Source organism: Pseudomonas sp. GW821-FHT03C07 (assembly GCF_059420925.1).
In genome coordinates this window covers 85,098-104,743 of the sequence record NZ_JBWKUQ010000003.1, presented here as the reverse complement: position 1 = coordinate 104,743, position 19,646 = coordinate 85,098, and the positions used below count along the sequence as shown (strand labels likewise).

The 19,646-nt window shown below is 62.3% G+C and carries 21 protein-coding genes and 1 pseudogene; 19 read left to right on the top strand and 3 right to left on the bottom strand.

All coding sequences use genetic code 11. The features are described from left to right. Positions 1–11: 11 nt before the first annotated feature. From flhF to AC07VG_RS06580, 13 genes are all read left to right on the top strand, one after another. A complete protein-coding gene (flhF, locus tag AC07VG_RS06640; RefSeq protein WP_494999791.1) occupies positions 12–1,340 on the top strand; it encodes a flagellar biosynthesis GTPase FlhF in 1,329 nt (442 codons plus the stop codon). A gap of 121 nt (positions 1,341–1,461) precedes the next feature. After that, positions 1,462–2,295, top strand: coding sequence for a flagellar synthesis regulator FleN (fleN, locus tag AC07VG_RS06635; RefSeq protein WP_040069867.1), 834 nt, complete (start codon positions 1,462–1,464; stop codon positions 2,293–2,295). After that, the gene (gene fliA, locus AC07VG_RS06630) at positions 2,292–3,032 is read left to right on the top strand and encodes an RNA polymerase sigma factor FliA (RefSeq protein ID WP_177092549.1); all 741 of its coding nucleotides are present in this window, start codon (positions 2,292–2,294) and stop codon (positions 3,030–3,032) included. The genes fleN and fliA overlap by 4 nt, the downstream gene beginning before the upstream one ends. Positions 3,033–3,204: 172 nt before the next feature. Further along, a complete protein-coding gene (locus tag AC07VG_RS06625; RefSeq protein ID WP_003183998.1) occupies positions 3,205–3,576 on the top strand; it encodes a chemotaxis response regulator CheY in 372 nt (123 codons plus the stop codon). A 22-nt stretch (positions 3,577–3,598) separates the two neighbouring features. Continuing rightward, positions 3,599–4,387 (top strand): protein phosphatase CheZ, encoded by a 789-nt coding sequence (locus AC07VG_RS06620; protein WP_494999792.1) that lies wholly within the window; start codon positions 3,599–3,601, stop codon positions 4,385–4,387. A gap of 14 nt (positions 4,388–4,401) precedes the next feature. Then, entirely contained in the window at positions 4,402–6,678 is a 2,277-nt protein-coding gene (locus tag AC07VG_RS06615) for a chemotaxis protein CheA (protein ID WP_495020693.1), read from the top strand. A 52-nt stretch (positions 6,679–6,730) separates the two neighbouring features. Then, complete coding sequence (locus AC07VG_RS06610; protein ID WP_495020692.1) at positions 6,731–7,864, top strand: protein-glutamate methylesterase/protein-glutamine glutaminase; 1,134 nt, start codon at positions 6,731–6,733, stop codon at positions 7,862–7,864. Next, on the top strand, positions 7,864–8,604 hold the full coding sequence (locus AC07VG_RS06605; protein ID WP_494999795.1) for a flagellar motor protein: 741 nt from the start codon (positions 7,864–7,866) through the stop codon (positions 8,602–8,604). The genes AC07VG_RS06610 and AC07VG_RS06605 overlap by 1 nt, the downstream gene beginning before the upstream one ends. A 10-nt stretch (positions 8,605–8,614) precedes the next feature. Further along, a complete protein-coding gene (motD, locus tag AC07VG_RS06600) occupies positions 8,615–9,502 on the top strand; it encodes a flagellar motor protein MotD (RefSeq protein ID WP_494999796.1) in 888 nt (295 codons plus the stop codon). A gap of 51 nt (positions 9,503–9,553) precedes the next feature. Further along, on the top strand, positions 9,554–10,342 hold the full coding sequence (locus AC07VG_RS06595) for a ParA family protein (protein WP_177092543.1): 789 nt from the start codon (positions 9,554–9,556) through the stop codon (positions 10,340–10,342). An 84-nt stretch (positions 10,343–10,426) separates the two neighbouring features. Beyond that, the gene (locus AC07VG_RS06590) at positions 10,427–11,320 is read left to right on the top strand and encodes a CheW domain-containing protein (RefSeq protein WP_495020691.1); all 894 of its coding nucleotides are present in this window, start codon (positions 10,427–10,429) and stop codon (positions 11,318–11,320) included. Positions 11,321–11,393: 73 nt separating this feature from the next. Continuing rightward, positions 11,394–11,876 carry a chemotaxis protein CheW gene (locus AC07VG_RS06585; RefSeq protein WP_040069887.1) on the top strand — a complete coding sequence of 161 codons (483 nt, stop codon included), beginning with the start codon at positions 11,394–11,396 and terminating at the stop codon, positions 11,874–11,876. Then, positions 11,877–12,269 carry a DUF2802 domain-containing protein gene (locus AC07VG_RS06580; RefSeq protein ID WP_495020690.1) on the top strand — a complete coding sequence of 131 codons (393 nt, stop codon included), beginning with the start codon at positions 11,877–11,879 and terminating at the stop codon, positions 12,267–12,269. It begins immediately after the preceding gene. A gap of 54 nt (positions 12,270–12,323) precedes the next feature. Here the strand turns inward: AC07VG_RS06580 and AC07VG_RS06575 are convergent, their stop codons facing one another. Next, positions 12,324–13,118 carry a hypothetical protein gene (locus AC07VG_RS06575; RefSeq protein ID WP_494999799.1) on the bottom strand — a complete coding sequence of 265 codons (795 nt, stop codon included), beginning with the start codon at positions 13,116–13,118 and terminating at the stop codon, positions 12,324–12,326. Positions 13,119–13,239: 121 nt separating this feature from the next. After that, the gene (locus tag AC07VG_RS06570; protein ID WP_494999800.1) at positions 13,240–14,196 is read right to left on the bottom strand and encodes an alpha/beta hydrolase; all 957 of its coding nucleotides are present in this window, start codon (positions 14,194–14,196) and stop codon (positions 13,240–13,242) included. A gap of 124 nt (positions 14,197–14,320) precedes the next feature. Between AC07VG_RS06570 and aroC the strand changes: the two genes are divergently transcribed. The 6 genes and pseudogenes from aroC to AC07VG_RS06540 all read left to right on the top strand — a co-directional run. Next, positions 14,321–15,412, top strand: a complete 1,092-nt coding sequence (gene aroC, locus AC07VG_RS06565; protein WP_494999801.1) for a chorismate synthase — start codon at positions 14,321–14,323, stop codon at positions 15,410–15,412. Beyond that, entirely contained in the window at positions 15,412–16,572 is a 1,161-nt protein-coding gene (locus AC07VG_RS06560; RefSeq protein ID WP_495020689.1) for an MFS transporter, read from the top strand. The genes aroC and AC07VG_RS06560 overlap by 1 nt, the downstream gene beginning before the upstream one ends. Further along, a complete protein-coding gene (locus AC07VG_RS06555; RefSeq protein ID WP_494999803.1) occupies positions 16,569–17,189 on the top strand; it encodes a methylthioribulose 1-phosphate dehydratase in 621 nt (206 codons plus the stop codon). The genes AC07VG_RS06560 and AC07VG_RS06555 overlap by 4 nt, the downstream gene beginning before the upstream one ends. Before the next feature lie 101 nt (positions 17,190–17,290). After that, complete coding sequence (locus AC07VG_RS06550; RefSeq protein ID WP_494999804.1) at positions 17,291–17,836, top strand: 1,2-dihydroxy-3-keto-5-methylthiopentene dioxygenase; 546 nt, start codon at positions 17,291–17,293, stop codon at positions 17,834–17,836. A 29-nt stretch (positions 17,837–17,865) separates the two neighbouring features. Further along, positions 17,866–18,549: an acireductone synthase gene (gene mtnC / locus AC07VG_RS06545; protein ID WP_494999805.1), complete on the top strand. Its 684-nt coding sequence runs from the start codon at positions 17,866–17,868 to the stop codon at positions 18,547–18,549. Positions 18,550–18,976: 427 nt separating this feature from the next. After that, positions 18,977–19,156, top strand: a pseudogene (locus tag AC07VG_RS06540) (helix-turn-helix domain-containing protein); the annotation flags it as partial. Between the two features lie 78 nt (positions 19,157–19,234). Here AC07VG_RS06540 and AC07VG_RS06535 read toward each other — a convergent pair. Further along, the gene (locus AC07VG_RS06535) at positions 19,235–19,510 is read right to left on the bottom strand and encodes a DUF3509 domain-containing protein (RefSeq protein WP_494999806.1); all 276 of its coding nucleotides are present in this window, start codon (positions 19,508–19,510) and stop codon (positions 19,235–19,237) included. Positions 19,511–19,646: the final 136 nt, after the last annotated feature.

Here is a 19,646-nt window from a genome sequence, read left to right as displayed (position 1 = left end):
GGTAGTGGGTTATGCAAGTTAAGCGTTTTTTCGCCGCCGATATGCGTCAGGCCATGAAGCTCGTGCGTGATGAGCTGGGCTCGGACGCGGCCATTATCGGCAACCGCCGGATTGCGGGCGGTGTCGAGCTGACGGCTGCCCTGGACTACAAGCTCTCGGCGCTGTCGCCGCGGGTGCCGAACATGGAGCTCGAAGACGAGCTGCGCAAGACCCAGTCGCGTATCGTCACCGCCCAGGCCGAACTGAGCTTGCGCAGTGACGGCGATACCGACAACGCAACCAATCGCCAACTGTTCGCCGGCCTGCCGCTGACCGCCGCCGAGCCGCTGATCGAACCGACTTTCGACGAGCCGCGGCGCCCGGCGCCAGCGCCTGTGGTGCACGCCCCGGCGGTGGACCAGCGGGTGTTCGACTCGATGCGTTCGGAACTCAACGGCCTGCGTGAGCTGCTGGAAGTCCAGCTGGGCTCCCTGGCCTGGAACCAGTTGCAAGGCCGTCAGCCGCAGCAGGCCAACCTCTGGCGCCGTCTGCAGCGCATCGGCCTGTCCGGGCCGCTGTCGCGCGACCTGCTGGAACTGGTTACCGGGATCGACGAGCCACGCCAGGCCTGGCGCATGCTGCTGGCGCACCTGGCGCGGATGATTGTCACACCCGAGATCGAGCCACTGGAAGAGGGCGGTGTGATTGCCATGGTCGGTCCTGCCGGCATGGGCAAGACCACCACGCTGGCCAAGCTGGCGGCGCGCTACGTGCTCAAGTACGGCGCGCAGAACATCGCGCTGGTGAGCATGGACAGCTTCCGCATCGGTGCCCAGGAGCAGCTCAAGACCCTGGGGCGGATCCTCAATGTCTCGGTGACCCATGTCGACCCGGGCCAGTCCCTGGCCCAGGCCCTCGATCCGCTGCTGCGCAAACGCGTGGTGCTGATCGATACCGCCGGCCTGCAGGCCAGCGACCCGGCGTTGCGCATGCAACTGGAAAGCCTGGCCGGACGCGGGATCAAGGCGAAGAATTATCTGGTCCTGGCTACCACCAGCCAGAAACAGGTGCTGACGGCCGCCTACCACAGCTATAAACGCTGCGGGCTGGCCGGTTGCATCCTGACTAAACTGGATGAAACGGCGAGCCTCGGCGAAGTGCTGAGCCTGGCTATCAGTCACGAACTGCCCGTGGCCTATCTGACCGACGGGCCGCGTATTCCGGATGATCTGCACCTGCCACGCCGGCATCAACTGGTGTCCAGGGCGGTCAGTGTGCAAATGCAGGAAGAACCCAGCGAGGAAGCCATGGCCGATATGTTCGCTGATATCTACCACAGCCCGTCGAAGCGGGTGGGCTGAGATGAGTATTCAGACGTTGCAAATTACCTACATCGATGGTCTGCCACGCATTGTTCCGACAAGTGAACGCGCAGCCACTTATGTGGCCTTCCGTCTAAGCAAGACAAGGTAAGAAGAGAACATGGGCAGCATGCATCCCGTACAGGTGATCGCGGTGACCGGCGGCAAAGGTGGCGTCGGGAAGACCAACGTGTCAGTGAATTTGTCCCTGGCGCTGGCTGAGCTTGGCCGGCGCGTCATGCTGCTGGATGCGGATCTGGGGCTGGCGAATGTCGACGTCCTGCTCGGCCTGACCCCCAAACGCACCCTGGCCGACGTGGTCGAGGGCCGCTGCGAACTGCGCGACGTACTGTTGCAAGGTCCGGGCGGGATTCGCATCGTGCCGGCGGCCTCGGGGACCCAGAGCATGGTGCACCTGAGCCCGGCGCAGCATGCCGGCCTGATCCAGGCATTCAGCGATATCGGCGACAACCTCGATGTGCTGGTGATCGACACGGCCGCGGGTATTGGCGAGTCGGTGGTCAGCTTCGTCCGCGCGGCCCAGGAAGTGTTGCTGGTGGTCTGCGACGAGCCGACCTCGATCACCGACGCCTACGCCTTGATCAAACTGCTCAACCGCGACTACGGCATGAACCGCTTCCGCGTACTGGCCAACATGGCCCAGAGCCCGCAGGAAGGCCGCAACCTGTTCGCCAAGTTGACCAAGGTCACGGATCGTTTCCTGGATGTGGCCCTACAATACGTCGGCGCCGTTCCTTATGACGAGTGTGTACGCAAGGCCGTGCAAAAGCAGCGCGCGGTCTATGAGGCATTTCCCCGTTCGAAATGCGCCTTGGCGTTCAAGGCAATCGCGCAGAAGGTCGACACCTGGCCGCTCCCTGCCAATCCTCGGGGGCACCTGGAGTTTTTCGTCGAGCGTCTGGTGCATCAAACGAGTGCGGGACCGGTTCTATGACTGCCAGTGGCTATCGCATGTATTCCAAGTCGTCACGTGACAGCCAGTATGAACTGATCGAGCGTTACGCACCTTTGGTCAAACGTATTGCCTATCACCTGCTGGCGCGACTGCCGGCCAGCGTTCAGGTCGAGGATCTGATCCAGGCCGGGATGATCGGTCTGCTGGAGGTCTCGACCAAGTACGACGCGAGCAAAGGTGCCAGTTTCGAGACCTATGCCGGCATCCGTATCCGCGGCGCGATGCTTGATGAAGTGCGCAAGGGTGACTGGGCACCGCGTTCGGTGCACCGCAATACACGCATGGTCAGTGACGCAATTCGTGCAATTGAAGCAAAAACCGGCCGTGACGCTAAAGATCACGAGGTTGCAGCCGAACTCCAATTGAGTCTCGACGATTATTACGGGATTTTGAACGATACCTTGGGCAGTCGCCTGTTCAGTTTCGACGACCTGTTGCAGGACGGCGAACATGAAGGGCTGCACGAGGACGGCGCGAGTGCTCATCTCGAACCGTCGCGCGATCTGGAAGATGAACGCTTCCAGGCGGCGCTGGCGGATGCGATTGCCAATTTGCCGGAGCGTGAGCGACTGGTGTTGGCGCTGTACTACGACGAAGAGCTGAACCTCAAGGAAATTGGTGAGGTGCTGGGGGTCAGCGAATCGCGAGTCAGCCAGTTACACAGCCAGTGCGCGGCCCGCTTGCGGGGGCGTTTGGGGGAGTGGCGAGCGCGTTGAAGGCAGTGCGGGAACACTGCGAACGAGACCGACATGGCGTTTGACGCCCTGTGGGAGACTCGGCCGGATGAGGTTTCCATGCAGTCGTTGAGTGCTGTGCCGAATTGATTGAACAGCGCGTCCAGGTGCTGAACGCGTTTAAGACTGCTTGGAGGTCGAATTGGACAAGAACATGAAAATCCTCATCGTTGACGATTTTTCAACGATGCGGCGGATCATCAAGAACCTGTTGCGTGACCTCGGGTTCACCAACACGGTTGAGGCGGACGACGGTACTACCGCGATTCCCGTCCTCAACAGCGGTAGCATCGACTTTCTGGTCACTGACTGGAACATGCCCGGCATGACCGGCATCGATCTGCTGCGCCACGTGCGTGCCGATGAAAAGCTCAAGCACCTGCCGGTGTTGATGGTCACGGCCGAAGCCAAGCGCGAGCAGATCATCGAAGCTGCCCAGGCCGGTGTAAACGGCTATGTGGTCAAACCATTCACGGCCCAGGCGTTGAAAGAGAAGATCGAGAAAATCTTCGAACGCATCGGCTGATGAAGTCCACCACGGGGGCGCTATGGAGCACAACGAATCTTCACTGGGTGATTTTGAACTAACCCTGAAAAAACATGCCCGCGAACTGGTCGACAGCCTTGAAAAAGGTCGATTTGGCGACGCGGTGCAAATGATCCATGAGCTGAATCAGACCCGTGACCGTGGCCTGTACCTGGAAGTCGGCAAGCTCACCCGCGAATTGCACAGCGCTATTGTCAACTTCCAGATCGACCCGCATATGCCGCAGGCCGAGGAAGTCTCGCAGATCACCGACGCCACCGAGCGCCTGTCCTATGTGGTCAGGCTGACGGAAGCCGCGGCCAACCGCACCATGGACCTGGTGGAGAGTGCGACCCCGAGGGTCACTGGCCTGAACGTGGAGGCCAAGGCCTTGGGCGCTGACTGGAGCCGTTTCATGCGGCGCGAAGTCGGTGCCCAGGAGTTTCGCGAGTTGGCGCGGCGGGTCGAGACGTTCCTGTCCCGCAGCGAGCAGGAAACCCGCGCGGTGTCGAGCGAGCTGAACGATATTCTGCTGGCCCAGGATTACCAGGACCTTACCGGTCAGGTGATCAAGCGCGTGACCCAAATGGTCACCGAAGTGGAAAGCAACCTGCTCAAACTGGTGCTGATGGCCAGCCAGGTCGACCGTTTTGCCGGTATCGAGCATGATCACGATGCCATCCTTGCCGAAAAAGATCCGCAAAATGAGTTGGCCAAGGGTGTAGGTCCGCAGATTCATGCCGATAAACGTGAAGACGTTATGTCCGGTCAGGACGATGTCGACGATTTGCTTTCCAGTCTTGGATTCTAGGAGCACCCAAACACATGAGCTTCGGCGCCGATGAAGAGATCCTTCAGGATTTTCTGGTTGAGGCCGGCGAGATTCTGGAGCAACTGTCCGAACAACTGGTCGAGCTGGAAAGCCGGCCTGATGATGCGGACCTGCTCAATGCAATCTTTCGCGGTTTTCACACTGTAAAAGGGGGCGCCGGCTTCCTCCAGCTCAACGAGCTGGTGGAGTGCTGTCACATCGCCGAGAACGTGTTCGACATCCTGCGCAAGGGTGAGCGACGTGTCGACTCGGAGCTGATGGACGTGGTCCTGGAAGCGCTGGATGCGGTGAACGGCATGTTCAGCGAAGTGCGCGAACGTGGCCCGATCACTGCGGCAACCCCGGAACTGCTGGCGGCCTTGGCGCGTCTGGCGGAACCGGCGGCTGCCGAAGTCGTGGCCGCGCCGGTGGCCGAGGCCGTGGTGCCTGAAGCGGTCGCTGAAAGCGAGTCTGGTGACATCACCGACAATGAATTCGAATTGCTGCTCGACTCCCTGAACAGCGTCAAGGCCGCAGCCGAGGCACCAAAAGCCATGGCCGTGGGGGCGGCGCCGGGCGAGGCTGGCGGCGATGAAATCACTGATGCCGAGTTCGAATCGCTGCTCGACCAGTTGCACGGCAAGGGCCAGTTCGCCCCGGATGCGGTCGCGGCACCGACTTCGCCGGCAGCCCCAGCTGCCGCCAGCGGTGCGCCGGAAAGTACCGATATTACCGACGACGAATTCGAAGCTTTGCTGGACCAGTTGCATGGCAAGGGGTCGTTCAAGGTCGAAGCGCTCGATACCACCGCGGCTTCGGCCCAGGCGGCTGAAAGTACAGGCGCCGCCAGCGGTGACCTGATCACCGACCAGGAATTCGAATCGCTGCTCGACGAGTTGCATGGCAAGGGCAAATTCACCGAAGTGGCCGCGACCACGGCGGTGGCTACGCCGGTGGCGGCCAAACCGGCCGCTGCTGCCGCGCCTGCCGCCAAGGCACCTGCTCCGGCAGCGGCGACGCCAGCCCCGGCCAAGGCCGCGCCGGCACCGGCTGCTGCACCGGCTCCGGCCCGCGCGCCGGCACCTGCCGCCGCCGCTGGTGACAAGCCGGCCGCCAGCGAAGCGGAAACCACCGTGCGGGTCGATACCGCGCGTCTGGACGAGATCATGAACATGGTCGGCGAACTGGTGCTGGTGCGTAACCGCCTGGTGCGCCTGGGCTTGAACAGTGGCGATGAGGCCATGTCCAAGGCCGTGTCCAACCTCGACGTGGTGACCGCCGACCTGCAGACCGCGGTGATGAAAACCCGCATGCAGCCGATCAAGAAAGTTTTCGGCCGCTTCCCGCGCCTGGTTCGCGACCTGGCCCGGCAGTTGAAGAAAGAGATCAACCTGGAGCTGGTGGGCGAAGAGACCGACCTCGACAAGAACCTGGTGGAGGCCCTGGCCGACCCGCTGGTCCACTTGGTGCGCAACTCGGTCGACCACGGTATCGAAGAACCGGCCGACCGCGAGGCCATGGGCAAGTCCCGCAGCGGTCGGGTGATCCTCTCCGCCGAGCAGGAAGGCGACCACATCCTGCTGTCGATCTCCGATGACGGCAAGGGCATGGACGCCGACGTGCTGCGCAGCATTGCGGTGAAGAAGGGCCTGATGGACAAGGATGCGGCCGATCGCCTGAGCGAGACCGACTGCTTCAACCTGATCTTTGCCCCGGGTTTCTCGACCAAGACCGAGATTTCCGACGTGTCCGGGCGTGGCGTGGGCATGGATGTGGTGAAAACCAAGATCGCCCAGCTCAACGGCACCATCAACATCTACTCGACCAAGGGCAAGGGCTCGAAGATCGTCATCAAGGTCCCGTTGACCCTGGCGATCATGCCGACCCTGATGGTCATGCTCGGCAACCAGGCCTTTGCCTTCCCGCTGGTCAACGTCAACGAGATCTTCCACCTCGACCTGTCGCGCACCAACGTGGTCGACGGCCAGGAAGTGGTGATTGTCCGCGACAAGGCCCTGCCGCTGTTCTACCTCAAGCGCTGGCTGGTCAGCTCGGCCGCTCACGAAGAGCAGCGCGAAGGCCATGTGGTGATCCTTTCAGTGGGCACCCAGCGGATCGGCTTCGTCGTCGATCAGTTGGTCGGCCAGGAAGAAGTGGTCATCAAGCCGCTGGGCAAGATGCTGCAGGGGACTCCGGGTATGTCGGGCGCCACCATTACCGGTGACGGTCGCATTGCCTTGATTCTCGACGTGCCGAGCATGCTCAAGCGTTACGCCGCACGGCGTATTTGATTCTGGACCGGCGGCGGCGCTTAAGTCCGCCGCCGTGCCTAACGGAGTGTTTATGGTAGTCAAGGTCCTGGTGGTGGATGATTCGGGGTTTTTCCGCCGCCGCGTCTCGGAAATCCTTTCGGCGGATCCGAGCATCCAGGTCGTCGGTACGGCGACCAACGGTAAAGAAGCCATCGATCAGGCCCTGGCCCTCAAGCCGGACGTGATCACCATGGACTACGAGATGCCGATGATGGACGGCATCACGGCGGTGCGGCATATCATGCAGCGCTGCCCGACTCCGGTATTGATGTTCTCGTCCCTGACCCACGAAGGCGCCCGAGTGACCCTCGATGCGCTGGACGCCGGGGCCGTGGATTTCCTGCCGAAGAATTTCGAAGACATCTCGCGCAATCCCGAGAAGGTCAAGCAACTGTTGTGCGAGAAGGTTCACAGCATCTCGCGCAGTAACCGCCGCTTCAGCAGTGTTCCCGCCGCCGCGCCGTCTCCGGCCGCTACGCCGACACCGGCGTCCGGCAGCTATGGCAGCCCGGCTCCGGCACCCGTGCGGACCACCCCGGTGGCCAGTCGTGCCCCGGCCCCGACACAGGCTTCGGTATCGACTTCCGGGGCACCGAAGCGCAAAGCCTACAAGCTGGTCGCCATCGGTACGTCCACCGGTGGTCCGGTGGCCTTGCAACGGGTCCTGACCCAGTTGCCGGCCAGCTTCCCGGCGCCCATCGTGTTGATCCAGCACATGCCGGCGGCCTTCACCAAGGCCTTTGCCGAACGTCTGGACAAGCTCTGCCAGATCAATGTCAAGGAAGCCGAGGATGGTGACATCCTGCGTCCCGGCCTGGCCTTGCTCGCGCCAGGTGGCAAGCAGATGATGATCGACGGGCGCGGCGCGGTGAAAATCCTGCCGGGTGATGAGCGTCTGAACTACAAGCCCTGTGTGGATATCACCTTCGGTTCCGCGGCCAAGTCCTATGGCGACAAAGTTCTGGCGGTGGTGCTCACCGGCATGGGCGCCGACGGCCGCGAAGGTGCGCGTCTGCTCAAGCAGGGTGGCAGTGCGATCTGGGCCCAGGACGAAGCCAGTTGCGTGATCTACGGCATGCCCATGGCCATCGTCAAAGCTGAGCTGGCCGATGCGGTCTACAGTCTGGATGAAATCGGCAAGCATCTGGTCGAGGCCTGCCTCTGATGGATGTGTTGAGCCTTATCGGGATTATCCTGGCGTTTGTCGCCATCATTGGTGGCAATTTCCTCGAAGGGGGTCACCTTGGGGCCCTGGCCAACGGTCCGGCGGCCTTGATCGTGCTGGGTGGGACCATCGGCGCGGCCTTGCTGCAATCGCCGATGAGTGCATTCAAGCGTGCCATGCAGATTCTCGCCTGGATCCTCTTTCCGCCGCGCATCGACCTGCCCGCCGGCGTCGAGCGGGTGGTCAACTGGAGCCTGACGGCGCGCAAGGAGGGCCTGCTGGGCCTGGAAGGCGTCGCCGAGGCCGAGCCCGACACCTACTCGCGCAAAGGCCTGCAACTGCTGGTCGATGGCGCCGAGCCGGAAGCCATTCGCAGCATTCTGGAGGTGGATTTCTACACTCAGGAAAGCCGTGATATCGAGGCCGCCAAGGTCTTCGAAAGCATGGGCGGCTATGCGCCGACCATCGGCATCATCGGTGCGGTGATGGGCCTGATTCACGTGATGGGTAACCTCGGCGACCCCTCGCAACTGGGGAGCGGCATTGCCGTGGCCTTCGTCGCCACCATCTACGGCGTGGCCAGTGCCAACCTGGTGCTGCTGCCGGTGGCGAGCAAGCTCAAGTCGATTGCCTTGCGCCAGTCACGTTACCGGGAAATGCTCCTCGAAGGCATCCTGTCGATTGCCGAGGGGGAGAACCCGCGCTCCATTGAATTGAAGCTGCAAGGCTTCATGGACTGATGGAGTAGACATGGCCAGACGTCGCCAACACGAAGAGCATGTGAATCACGAGCGCTGGCTGGTTTCCTACGCCGACTTCATCACGCTGCTGTTCGCCTTTTTCGTGGTCATGTACTCGATTTCCTCGATCAATGAAGGCAAGTACAAGGTGATCTCCCAGGCGCTGGTCGGGGTGTTCAGCGACGTCGATCGCAGCCTCAAGCCGATTCCCATCGGTGACGAACGCCCGGTGACGGTCAAGCCGGCCGACCCGTTGATCAAGGACAGCGAACAGACCGACGCGGCCTTCGGCCAGGGCGCCAAGGATCCGCTGAAGAGCATCGCCGACGATATCAGCGCGGCATTCGGCGACTTGATCAGCTCCAACCAGATGACCGTGCGTGGCAACGAACTGTGGGTCGAGATCGAACTCAACTCCAGCCTGCTGTTCGGCAGCGGCGATGCGATGCCCAGCGACATGGCGTTCAACATCATCGACAAGGTGGCGAAGATCCTCAAACCCTTCGACAACCCGATCCATGTCGAAGGCTTTACCGACGACCAACCGATTCGTACCGCGCAATACCCCACCAACTGGGAGCTGTCCTCGGCCCGCTCGGCGAGTATCGTACGGATGATGGCCATGGATGGGGTCAACCCCGGTCGCCTGGCTTCGGTGGGTTATGGCGAGTTCCAGCCGGTGGCCAACAATGCCACCGCCGAAGGCCGGGCGCGCAACCGGCGGGTGGTGCTGGTGGTGTCGCGTAACCTCGACGTGCGTCGCAGCCTGACGGGGACTGGCACCGCCAATGCAAAACCGGACGCGGCCTTGAAGCGTGCTGGCACACAAACTGCACCGCCAGCGATAAAGCAAGCGGTACGCGAGAACGCCGTCAAATCTCCGGCACCTGCTCTATAACTTGGCGCTATTTCTCGACCGGCTTGATGCCGGTCGGGAGGAATACACTGAATGAGAGTCTGGGCAGTAGCCAATCAAAAGGGTGGCGTCGGTAAGACCACTTCCTCCATCGCTTTAGCCGGATTGCTGGCCGAGGCGGGCAAGCGCGTGGTCGTGGTCGACCTCGACCCCCACGGCTCGATGACCAGCTATTTCGGTTATGACCCCGATACCCTGGAACACAGCAATTTTGACCTGTTCCAGCATCGGGGCACGGTGCCCACGGGCTTGCCCGGCCAATTGCTGTTGTCCACCAGCGACGAACGGATTTCCCTGCTGCCGTCGAGTACCGCCCTGGCGACCCTCGAGCGCCTTTCGCCGGGCCAGAGCGGCCTGGGCCTGGTGATCGCCAAGAGCTTGGCGCAGTTGTGGCAGGACTTCGATTACGCGGTGATCGACAGCCCGCCATTGCTCGGCGTGTTGATGGTCAATGCCCTGGCGGCGAGCCAGCAGTTGGTGGTGCCGGTGCAGACCGAGCACCTGGCGGTCAAGGGCCTGGAGCGGATGGTCAACACCCTGGCGATGATCAACCGTTCGCGCAAGCAGGCCTTGCCCTACACCATCGTGCCGACCCTGTTCGACCGCCGGACCCAGGCCTCCATGGGCACCTTGCGGGTCTTGCGCGACAAGTTCCCGGAGACCATCTGGGAAGGCTATATTCCGGTCGACACGCGCCTGCGCGATGCCAGCCGCGCCGGTGTGACACCGTCGCAGTTCGACGGCAAGAGCCGTGGCGTGCTGGCCTATCGAGCCCTGCTCAAGCACTTGCTGACCCAGCAACTCATTCCGCAGGTGGCCTGACGTGACCCAGTCCTCAAGTCACCTGCCTGTCCAGCCGATACCCTTTACAGGTTACTGTAACGGGACATCTCCATGGGCATACACATGATCCGTCCTGTCGAAATCACCACACGGCCGCAAGTGGCGCTGCAATCCTACCTGGATGCACTGTTGCAGGAGGCGACCGAAGAGTTGCCGGTGGAAATCGCCGCCACTGTCGAGGTGCCGGTATCGGTGCCGGTGGAACCGAGCCCGATCAGCGAACTGGACGAGTTCCAGGCCGCCGTGCTCGAAGAACAGGCCCGCGATGCCTTGGCGGCGGCCATGGCCGCCGCAGCAGTGGTGACGGCGCCAGCTCCGGCCCCGGCCCCGCGGGTGCTGGAAGTGCCGGTGGTGATACCGCAGGTGGTGCCGGTCGCCCCGGTGGTGGTGGTGGAACCGGTGGTCGAGGTGCATCTGCCGCCCGCCGCGAATATCCCGCCGCCGCCGGTGCAGGGCGACGAGCGTCCGCATTGGGCGGCCGAGCCTTTCGAGTGCCTGCTGTTCGACGTGGCCGGGCTGACCCTGGCGGTGCCGCTGGTGTGCCTGGGTTCGATCTATTCGCTGGCGGGGCACGAGCTGACGCCGCTGTTCGGTCAACCGGAATGGTTCCTCGGGATCCTGCCGAGCCAGGCCGGCAACCTGAAAGTGCTGGATACCGCACGTTGGGTGATGCCGGACCGCTATCGCGACGACTTCCGCCAGGGGCTGCAATATGTGATCTCGGTCCAGGGCTACGAATGGGGGCTGGCGGTGCATCAGGTCAGCCGCTCCTTGCGCCTGGACCCCAACGAAATCAAATGGCGTACCCATCGTGGGCAGCGGCCGTGGCTGGCGGGCACGGTCATCGAACACATGTGTGCATTGCTCGACGTCTCCGAACTGGCCGAACTGATCGCCAGCGGAGCGGTGAAACACCTGCAAACGAATAAATCAGCCAGCAAACCAACGAACAAATAACGGCGGCCTCGCGGTCCCCCCGCGAGGTTCGCCAGAGCACACACCGTATCAACGGTCATTGAGGGTCAGGGGTATGAATAAGTCGTCGTCCGCACAGAGTTCCGAAGATCCGATCCTGCAATGGGTAACCTTCAAGCTGGATAACGAGTCCTATGGGATCAACGTGATGCGCGTCCAGGAAGTCCTGCGCTACACCGAGATCGCCCCGGTACCGGGTGCCCCGAGCTACGTGCTGGGGATCATCAACCTGCGCGGCAACGTCGTCACCGTGATCGACACCCGCCAGCGTTTCGGCTTGATGCCGACCGAAGTGAACGACAACACCCGGATCGTGATCATCGAGGCCGACAAGCAAGTGGTCGGCATCATGGTCGACAGCGTGGCGGAAGTGGTCTATCTGCGCCAGTCGGAAGTCGAAACCGCACCGAACGTGGGCAACGACGAATCGGCCAAGTTCATCCAGGGCGTGTGCAACAAGAACAACGAACTGCTGATTCTGGTTGAGCTGGACAAGATGATGAGCGAAGAAGAATGGTCCGAGCTGGAGAGCATCTGATTGATTCTTGAGGTCGCCGTTATTCTCCTGGCCCTGTTGTGGGTCGGGACCGTCGGGATGTTTGTGCTCTACGCGCGCAACCAGCGGTTGATTGCCGCGCAGCAGGCCGAAGGCGATGCGCTGCGGGACCAGCGCATCAAGGAACTGGCGCGGCGGGTGGATAACTTCCAGAACGGCACCGTGCGCATGGGCGAGGACCTGCACGAGCTGCGGGCCGTCGTCGCACCCTTGCCGGAAAAGCTTGCCCAGTTGGAGCAGCGTGATCCGTCGAGCCTGTCTTTCGCCCAGGCGGCGCGGTTGGTGGGGATGGGCGCGAGCGTCGATGAACTGACGCAGTCCTGCGGCCTGACCCAGGCCGAAGCGGAGCTGATGAGCAAGCTGCACCGGGTGTGAGGCGTTCGCTGTCTGCCTGACCCTGGCGCCCTTGGGTGGGCGCCACGGGACTTGTCAGTGACGGGTCGCGATCCAGATCAGCAGGCCGGCCTGGAACATCGCAAAGGCCACCAGGCAGGTGATGGTGAAGCGCAGGCCGGTGTCTTCGCGCTTGAACTTGCTGACGCGTTCTTCCTGTTGGCGCAGTTTCACTTCCTGTTCCAGCAGGTTCTGCTCGGCGGTTTGCAGCATCTGCGCCGCTTCCAGTATTTCGACGAATTGCAGCTTTTCGGTGTTCCATTGAATGCGCAGTTCGCCGACCTGCACGTCCTTGACGCTGCCCTTGAGGTGCAGGGGGGCATCGGCATACAGCACTTCGTAACCCTGGACTTTCAGGAAGTGATCGCGGCGCAGGCGGGTGTCTTCATTCAAAGCGTCCTTGTTTTGCAAGGTGGCGCCATCGACAACGTAGTGTGCCCCCTTCTTCTGTGCCCAGATCGCCGCCTGAGCGGCCAGGAAACGTCCGATACCGCGATTCGCGGGTTCGACCTGCAAGCCGCTTTCCGGCCCGAAATGTACGCGCTTGGTGCTGTGGTCGACCCACATGTCCAAGTGGTTCTGTTCCTTGCGCACCCGTTGTCCCGGCAGCTGGATCTCCAGGCGTAGCAGGCTGCGCTCCTTGCTATGGCGCTCGGCGTAGCCGAACTGGACAAAACGCAGTGGGCGCGCACCGGTGCTGCGCTCGGTGGGCAGGGGCGCCAGGCGCAGCAACTTGAAGTGCTCGGCCTGGACGTCTGCCCATGGCAGTTCCACTGGCGGGGTCTCGGCGGCTTCGGCGGTGTTTTCGGTTGAGGCTTTGGGCTCAGTCATTCGGCAAGATCCTGTCCGTATCCAGCTTGCCGGTCACAATATCGGTACCGGCAATGGCTTATCGGCCGTTTTCGACAGGACTGTAGGTGCGAGCCATCGGCCGACCCGGCAGGGGCGGGTGTCAGTGGCGCGTCAGCCCGTCGATAAAGGCCAGGATCTGGCTGCCCAGCTCTGCGGCCAGGGGTAGTTGCGGGTCCTTGTAGGAGGCCAACTGGCTCTTGAGGTCGTCGGGGACAATGCGCAGCACGTGGTTCATGCCGCCAATCAGCACCAGCTGCGCGTCCGGCTTGGCGGCCTTCAGCGCCTGCGCGTCGCCGACGCCGACCTGGATGTCGTTGCGGCCCTGGACGATCAGCGCGGGGATCTTCAGGTGGGCGAAGGCTGCCGCCGGGTCCTGGCGAAACAGGCTGATCAGGTAAGGCTGGACGCTGGGGCGGAAAATCGGCATCAGCGGCGCCGGGATATTGTTGTCCAGGTGCCCGGCCTTCAGGCTGTCGAGCAGTTTATTGGCCCGTAGCATCAAGCTTGGCGGCAGGTTATTGGCCAGTTGCTGGCGTACCACGCGGTCTACCGGACGGCCGCTGCCGGCGACACTGATCAATGCCGCGGCGTCCAGCTTGGCGGCCGCCAGGGTGGCGATCAGCGCGCCCTCGCTGTGGCCGAGCAGGATCAGCGGGCCGAATCGCCGGTCGGCCTTGAGTTTTTCGCCCCAGGCCACGACATCCGCCGTATAGCCTTCGATGCTCAGGGTGCGCTCGTCGGGGGCGGCGGCCATGCTGGCGGCCACGCCGCGCTTGTCGAAGCGCACGCTGGCGATATTGTGACTGGCCAGCACCCAGGCCAGGCGCTTGAGGCTGTCGGTGCGACCGCCGTCGGGGTTGTTGCCATCGCGGTCGGTGGGCCCGGAGCCGGCGACGATCAGTACCACCGGCACCGGTGCGTCCGAGCGGGGCAGCAGCAATGAGCCGAACAGCTCGCCGCTGCCGGTGTCCAGGGTGATCGGTTGTTGTAGCAGCACGGAGGCTTGGGCAAAACCGGTGAACAGGGTCAGGGCCAGCAGAATCAATCGCAGCATCATCACGCCATCATTTACAGAGTGTCGGTTCGACTCGCAACCGAGGATAAGGTTCGAGGATGAACTACGGGGATAGCCCGCGTATACTGGCACGCTTGATCTAGACTCGATTCGCGGAGCGCCCTGCATGTCCGGCAATACTTACGGCAAGCTGTTCACTGTCACCACCGCAGGCGAAAGCCATGGCCCGGCGTTGGTCGCCATTGTCGACGGCTGCCCTCCGGGCCTGGAGCTGTCCCTGGACGACCTGCAGCGCGATCTCGACCGGCGCAAGCCGGGCACCAGTCGCCATACCACCCAGCGCCAGGAAGCCGATGAGGTGGAAATCCTCTCGGGGGTTTTCGAAGGCCGCACCACCGGCTGCGCCATCGGCCTGCTGATCCGTAACACTGACCAGAAGTCCAAGGACTACTCGGCGATCAAGGACCTGTTCCGCCCAGCCCACGCCGACTACACCTACCACCACAAATACGGTGAGCGCGATTATCGCGGTGGCGGTCGCAGCTCCGCCCGGGAAACCGCCATGCGCGTGGCGGCCGGCGCCATTGCGAAGAAGTTCCTGGCCAGCCAGGGCATCGTCATCCGCGGCTACATGAGCCAGCTGGGCCCTATCGAAATTCCGTTCAAGACCTGGGACTCGGTGGAGCAGAACGCTTTCTTCTGCCCCGATCCGGACAAGGTGCCCGAGCTGGAAGCCTATATGGACCAGCTGCGGCGGGACCAGGATTCGGTCGGCGCGAAGATCACCGTGGTCGCCGAAGGCGTGATGCCTGGCCTCGGCGAACCGATCTTCGACCGCCTGGATGCCGAACTGGCCCATGCGTTGATGAGCATCAACGCGGTCAAGGGCGTCGAGATCGGCGCCGGTTTTGCCTGCGTGGCCCAGCGTGGCACCGAACACCGCGACGAGCTGACCCCTGAAGGTTTCCTCAGCAACAACGCCGGCGGCATTCTCGGCGGGATTTCTTCCGGTCAGCCGATTGTCGCGCACCTGGCCCTCAAGCCCACCTCGAGCATCACCACGCCGGGCCGCTCCATCGATATTCACGGTAACCCGGTGGACGTGATCACCAAGGGCCGTCACGACCCTTGCGTGGGCATCCGTGCCACCCCGATCGCCGAAGCGATGATGGCCATCGTGTTGATGGACCACCTGTTGCGCCACCGCGGGCAGAATGCGGACGTGCGGGTCAGCACCCCGGTACTGGGCCAGCTGTAATGCCGGGGGCGTCGCTCCCTTACTGGCGGTTGTCCAGCTTCTACCTGTTCTACTTCGCGTTGCTGGGAGCGACGGCGCCGTTTCTGGCGCTGTACTTCCACCATCTGGGGTTTGCCCCGGCGCGGATTGGCGAACTGGTGGCGATTCCCATGCTGATGCGCTGCGTGGCGCCGAATATCTGGGGCTGGCTGGGCGACTACAGCGGTCGGCGTCTGGCGATCGTGCGTTTCGGCGCGGTCTGCACCCTGCTCGCGTTTTCGCTGATCTTCGTTGACAAAAGCTATGGCTGGCTGGCATTGGTCATGGCCCTGCATGCGTTCTTCTGGCATGCGGTGCTACCGCAGTTCGAGGTCATCACCCTGGCCCATCTGAAGGTCCAGGGACAGGCGGCGCGCTATAGCCAGATCCGCTTGTGGGGCTCCATCGGTTTCATCCTCACGGTGGTGGCGCTGGGGCGCCTGTTCGAGGCGCTGAGCCTGGATATCTACCCGGTGGCGATCGTGCTGATCATGACCGGTATCGTCCTGAGCAGCGCCTGGGTTCCCAACGCCCAGCCGCCGAGCCAGGACCCGCGCGTGCCCGGCGAAGGCTTCCTGTGCCAGCTGCGCAGCCCCGGGGTACTGGCGTTCTATGCCTGTGTCGCGCTGATGCAGATGAGCCATGGTCCGTACTACACCTTCCTGACCCTGCACCTGGAAAGCCTTGGCTACACGCGCGGGCTGATCGGTCTGTTGTGGGCGTTGGGGGTGGTGGCGGAAGTGCTGATGTTCCTGGCCATGAGTCGGATCCTCGCGCGCTTTTCGGTCCGTCGGGTGTTACTGGCGAGTTTCCTCCTGGCCGCCGTGCGCTGGCTGTTGCTGGGCGCATTGGCTGATCACCTGGTGGCGCTGCTATTCGCGCAGGTGCTGCACGCGGCGACCTTCGCCAGCTTTCACGCCGCGGCCATCCATTTCGTGCAACGTAGCTTCGGCGCGCGCCAGCAAGGCCAGGGGCAGGCGTTGTACGCCGCACTGGCCGGTACCGGCGGAGCCTTGGGCGCGTTGTACGCCGGCTACAGCTGGAGCAGCCTGGGGCCGACCTGGACCTTCAGCATCGCCAGCCTCGCGGCCTTGGCCGCGGCCATTATCATTGCCACACGCATGCAAGAGGAGCGGCCATGAGCCTGACCCGTGAACAATTGAGCCTGGAAATCATCGAGGCCGGGCGCTTTCTGTATGGTCGCGGCTGGTCGCCGGCCACCAGCAGCAACTATTCGACCCGCTTGTCGGCCAGCCAGGTGCTGCTGACGGTGTCTGGCAAGCACAAAGGCCAGTTGGGCGCGGACGATGTACTGGCCACTGACCTGGCGGGCAACAGCCTGGAGCCGGGCAAGAAGCCTTCGGCCGAAACCCTGCTGCACACCCAGCTCTATGCCTGGCGGGCGGAGATTGGCGCGGTGTTGCACACCCATTCGGTGAATGCCACGGTGCTGTCGCGAATGACCCCCGGTGAGTTCATCGAATTCGAAGACTATGAGCTGCAAAAGGCCTTCTCCGGGGTCACGACCCATGAGTCCCGGGTGCGGGTGCCGATCTTCGACAACGACCAGGATATTGCGCGGTTGGCGGCCAAGGTGCAGCCTTGGCTCGACGCGCATCCCGATTGCGTCGGCTACCTGATCCGCGGGCACGGTCTCTACACCTGGGGGGCACGGATGAGTGACACCCTGCGTCAGATCGAAGCTTTCGAGTTTCTCTTTGAATGTGAGTTGAAAGTCCGTTCGCTGCGGTCTTGCTGAATAGCGGTTTGTGCACGAGCCTGTTGATTGTCTGATTATCCGGTGCGTCGGAGCGGCCGCTAGAGCGGGCCGACGTTGACCCAGTGAGGAATGAGAGTCCCATGAGCAGCCTGTCCGTTTACCACGTTTCATCCCCGGACCTCCCGAACAAGGTCCTGACCCACTTCGACGACATCAGCTCGACCCTGGCCGAGCAAGGGGTACGCTTCGACCGTTGGCAAGCCGCCGCGCCAATCCAACCCGGTGCCAGCCAGGAAGACGTGATCGCGGCCTACCAGGTGCAGATCGACCGTTTGATGACCGAGCGCGGCTACATCACCGTCGATGTCGTCAGCCTGAACAGCGATCACCCACAGAAGGCCGAACTGCGCGCCAAGTTTCTCGATGAGCACCGGCATGCCGAGGACGAAGTGCGTTTCTTCGTCGCCGGCCGTGGTCTGTTCACCCTGCACATCGGCGAGTATGTCTATGCCGTGCTTTGTGAAAAGAACGACCTGATTTCGGTTCCGGCCGGCACCCCGCACTGGTTCGACATGGGTGAGCAGCCGCACTTCGTGGCCATTCGCCTGTTCAACAACCCCGAAGGCTGGGTCGCCCAGTTCACCGGCGAGGACATCGCCCAGCGTTTCCCGCGTCTCGAAGACTGAACCCGCCACCCCACCCAGAAGGACCCGACATGCCGATCAAAGCCATCCTCACGGATATCGAAGGCACCACCAGTGCAGTGAGCTTCGTCTTCGACGTGCTGTTTCCCTACGCGGCCAGGCATCTGCCGGAGTTTGTCCGGCAACATGCCGAGCGCCCGGACGTGGCGGTGCAACTGGGGGCGGTGCGGCTCGACAGCGGTGAGCCGGCGGCGGATGTCGAACGGCTGATCGAGATTCTCCTCGGCTGGCTCGCCGAAGACCGCAAGGCCACGCCGCTCAAGGCCTTGCAAGGCATGGTCTGGCAGCAGGGGTATGCGGCCGGCCAGCTCAAGGGGCATGTGTACCCGGATGCGGTCCAGGCGCTGCGGGATTGGCACCGGCAGGGATATGCGCTGTACGTGTATTCCTCGGGCTCGATCCAGGCACAGAAGTTGATCTTCGGTTGTTCCGAGGCCGGCGACTTGTCGCCCTTGTTCAACGGCTATTTCGATACCACCTCCGGCCCCAAGCGCGAAGCCCAGTCCTATCGGCATATCAGCGCAGCCATCGGTTGCCCGGCGAGCCAGATCCTGTTCCTCTCGGATATCGTCGAAGAACTCGACGCCGCGCGGCAGGCCGGCATGCTCACCTGCGGCCTGGTACGCGAGGGGGGAGAGTTGTCCGGCCACCCGAACGTGAGCAGCTTTGCCGAGATCGATCTGGCGACACTCTAGTCCGGGCGTTAAACAGCGGCTGAGCGGCCGACTTGATTAAAACTTGAGTCGGTCTTGTGTGCTTTAAGTTGTAGGAAAATGCCTATTGAAATGTCGGGCATCCCTGTTTGTGTTTGTGGTTGCTTGTTAAATCCCCTTTCTGTGTAACTCTCTGTTTTTTGATGGGTGTTTGTCTGTGGCCAATAAGACTGGGTAACAGCTGGGCGATCTATTGAAACCAGAGGGAGAAACAATGATGAGGGTTTCCGAGAAGCTGGGTACTGATGCCGTGCACAGGGTGTCGTACAGGGTGGTCGACATTGCCGATTCGCGAGTGCGGCATAAACAGGATTTTACTCCCGGCGACAAGGAGTCGGCCCACGTCGTCGTCCTACCGGCGCTGGGCAAGCCCCGTCGGTGCCGACTGTCAAAGAGCAAGACCTTGAGCGAAAAGGAACTGGAAGTATTGCGCTGGGCGCGGGCGGGCAAGACCGTCTGGGAAATCAGCGTTATCCGCGATGTTTCCGAAGCAACGGTCAAGTTTCATCTGCGCAATATCTATCACAAGCTGGGAGTGAGCAATCGGGCCCATGCGGTGGGGGAGGCGGTGAATCGTGGATTGGTCTGACGGGGCTGCGGCAAGTTGCACGCTTGATACTGCAAGCCGAAGTCTCCGCCTTGCCCCGGCTTGCTTGTAGCGGCTGGTTTAAACCTGATAGGTCGGCAGTGCAAAGCGGTTCTGGCTTTGCAACAGTGTGATCGACGGCAGTTCACCGGGCTCGCTGGCGAGATCACGGCGAATGGCGCTGATCACCCAGGTGAGTTGTTCCGCGGTGTGCAATTGCGCGTAGGAAACCGAGCGCCTGAATTGCTTGCCGTCGCTGGCCAGCAGGGTCAGCAGAATGCCGCCGTCCGGACGCGGTTGGGTCGTGACCTTGTGGTTGGAAAATACCGAAGCGAATTTTTCCTGGATCAGGCTCATGTCTATGGACTCCTTTAGCTCATGAAGGGCATAGAGTCGTAGGTGCAGTGATTGTGCCAGTATGGAGTTTTTAAAAATTACTTATAAAACAATCGGTTAGGTTTTTGTTGGGGTTGCTCGGTCGTGCATTTTGCAA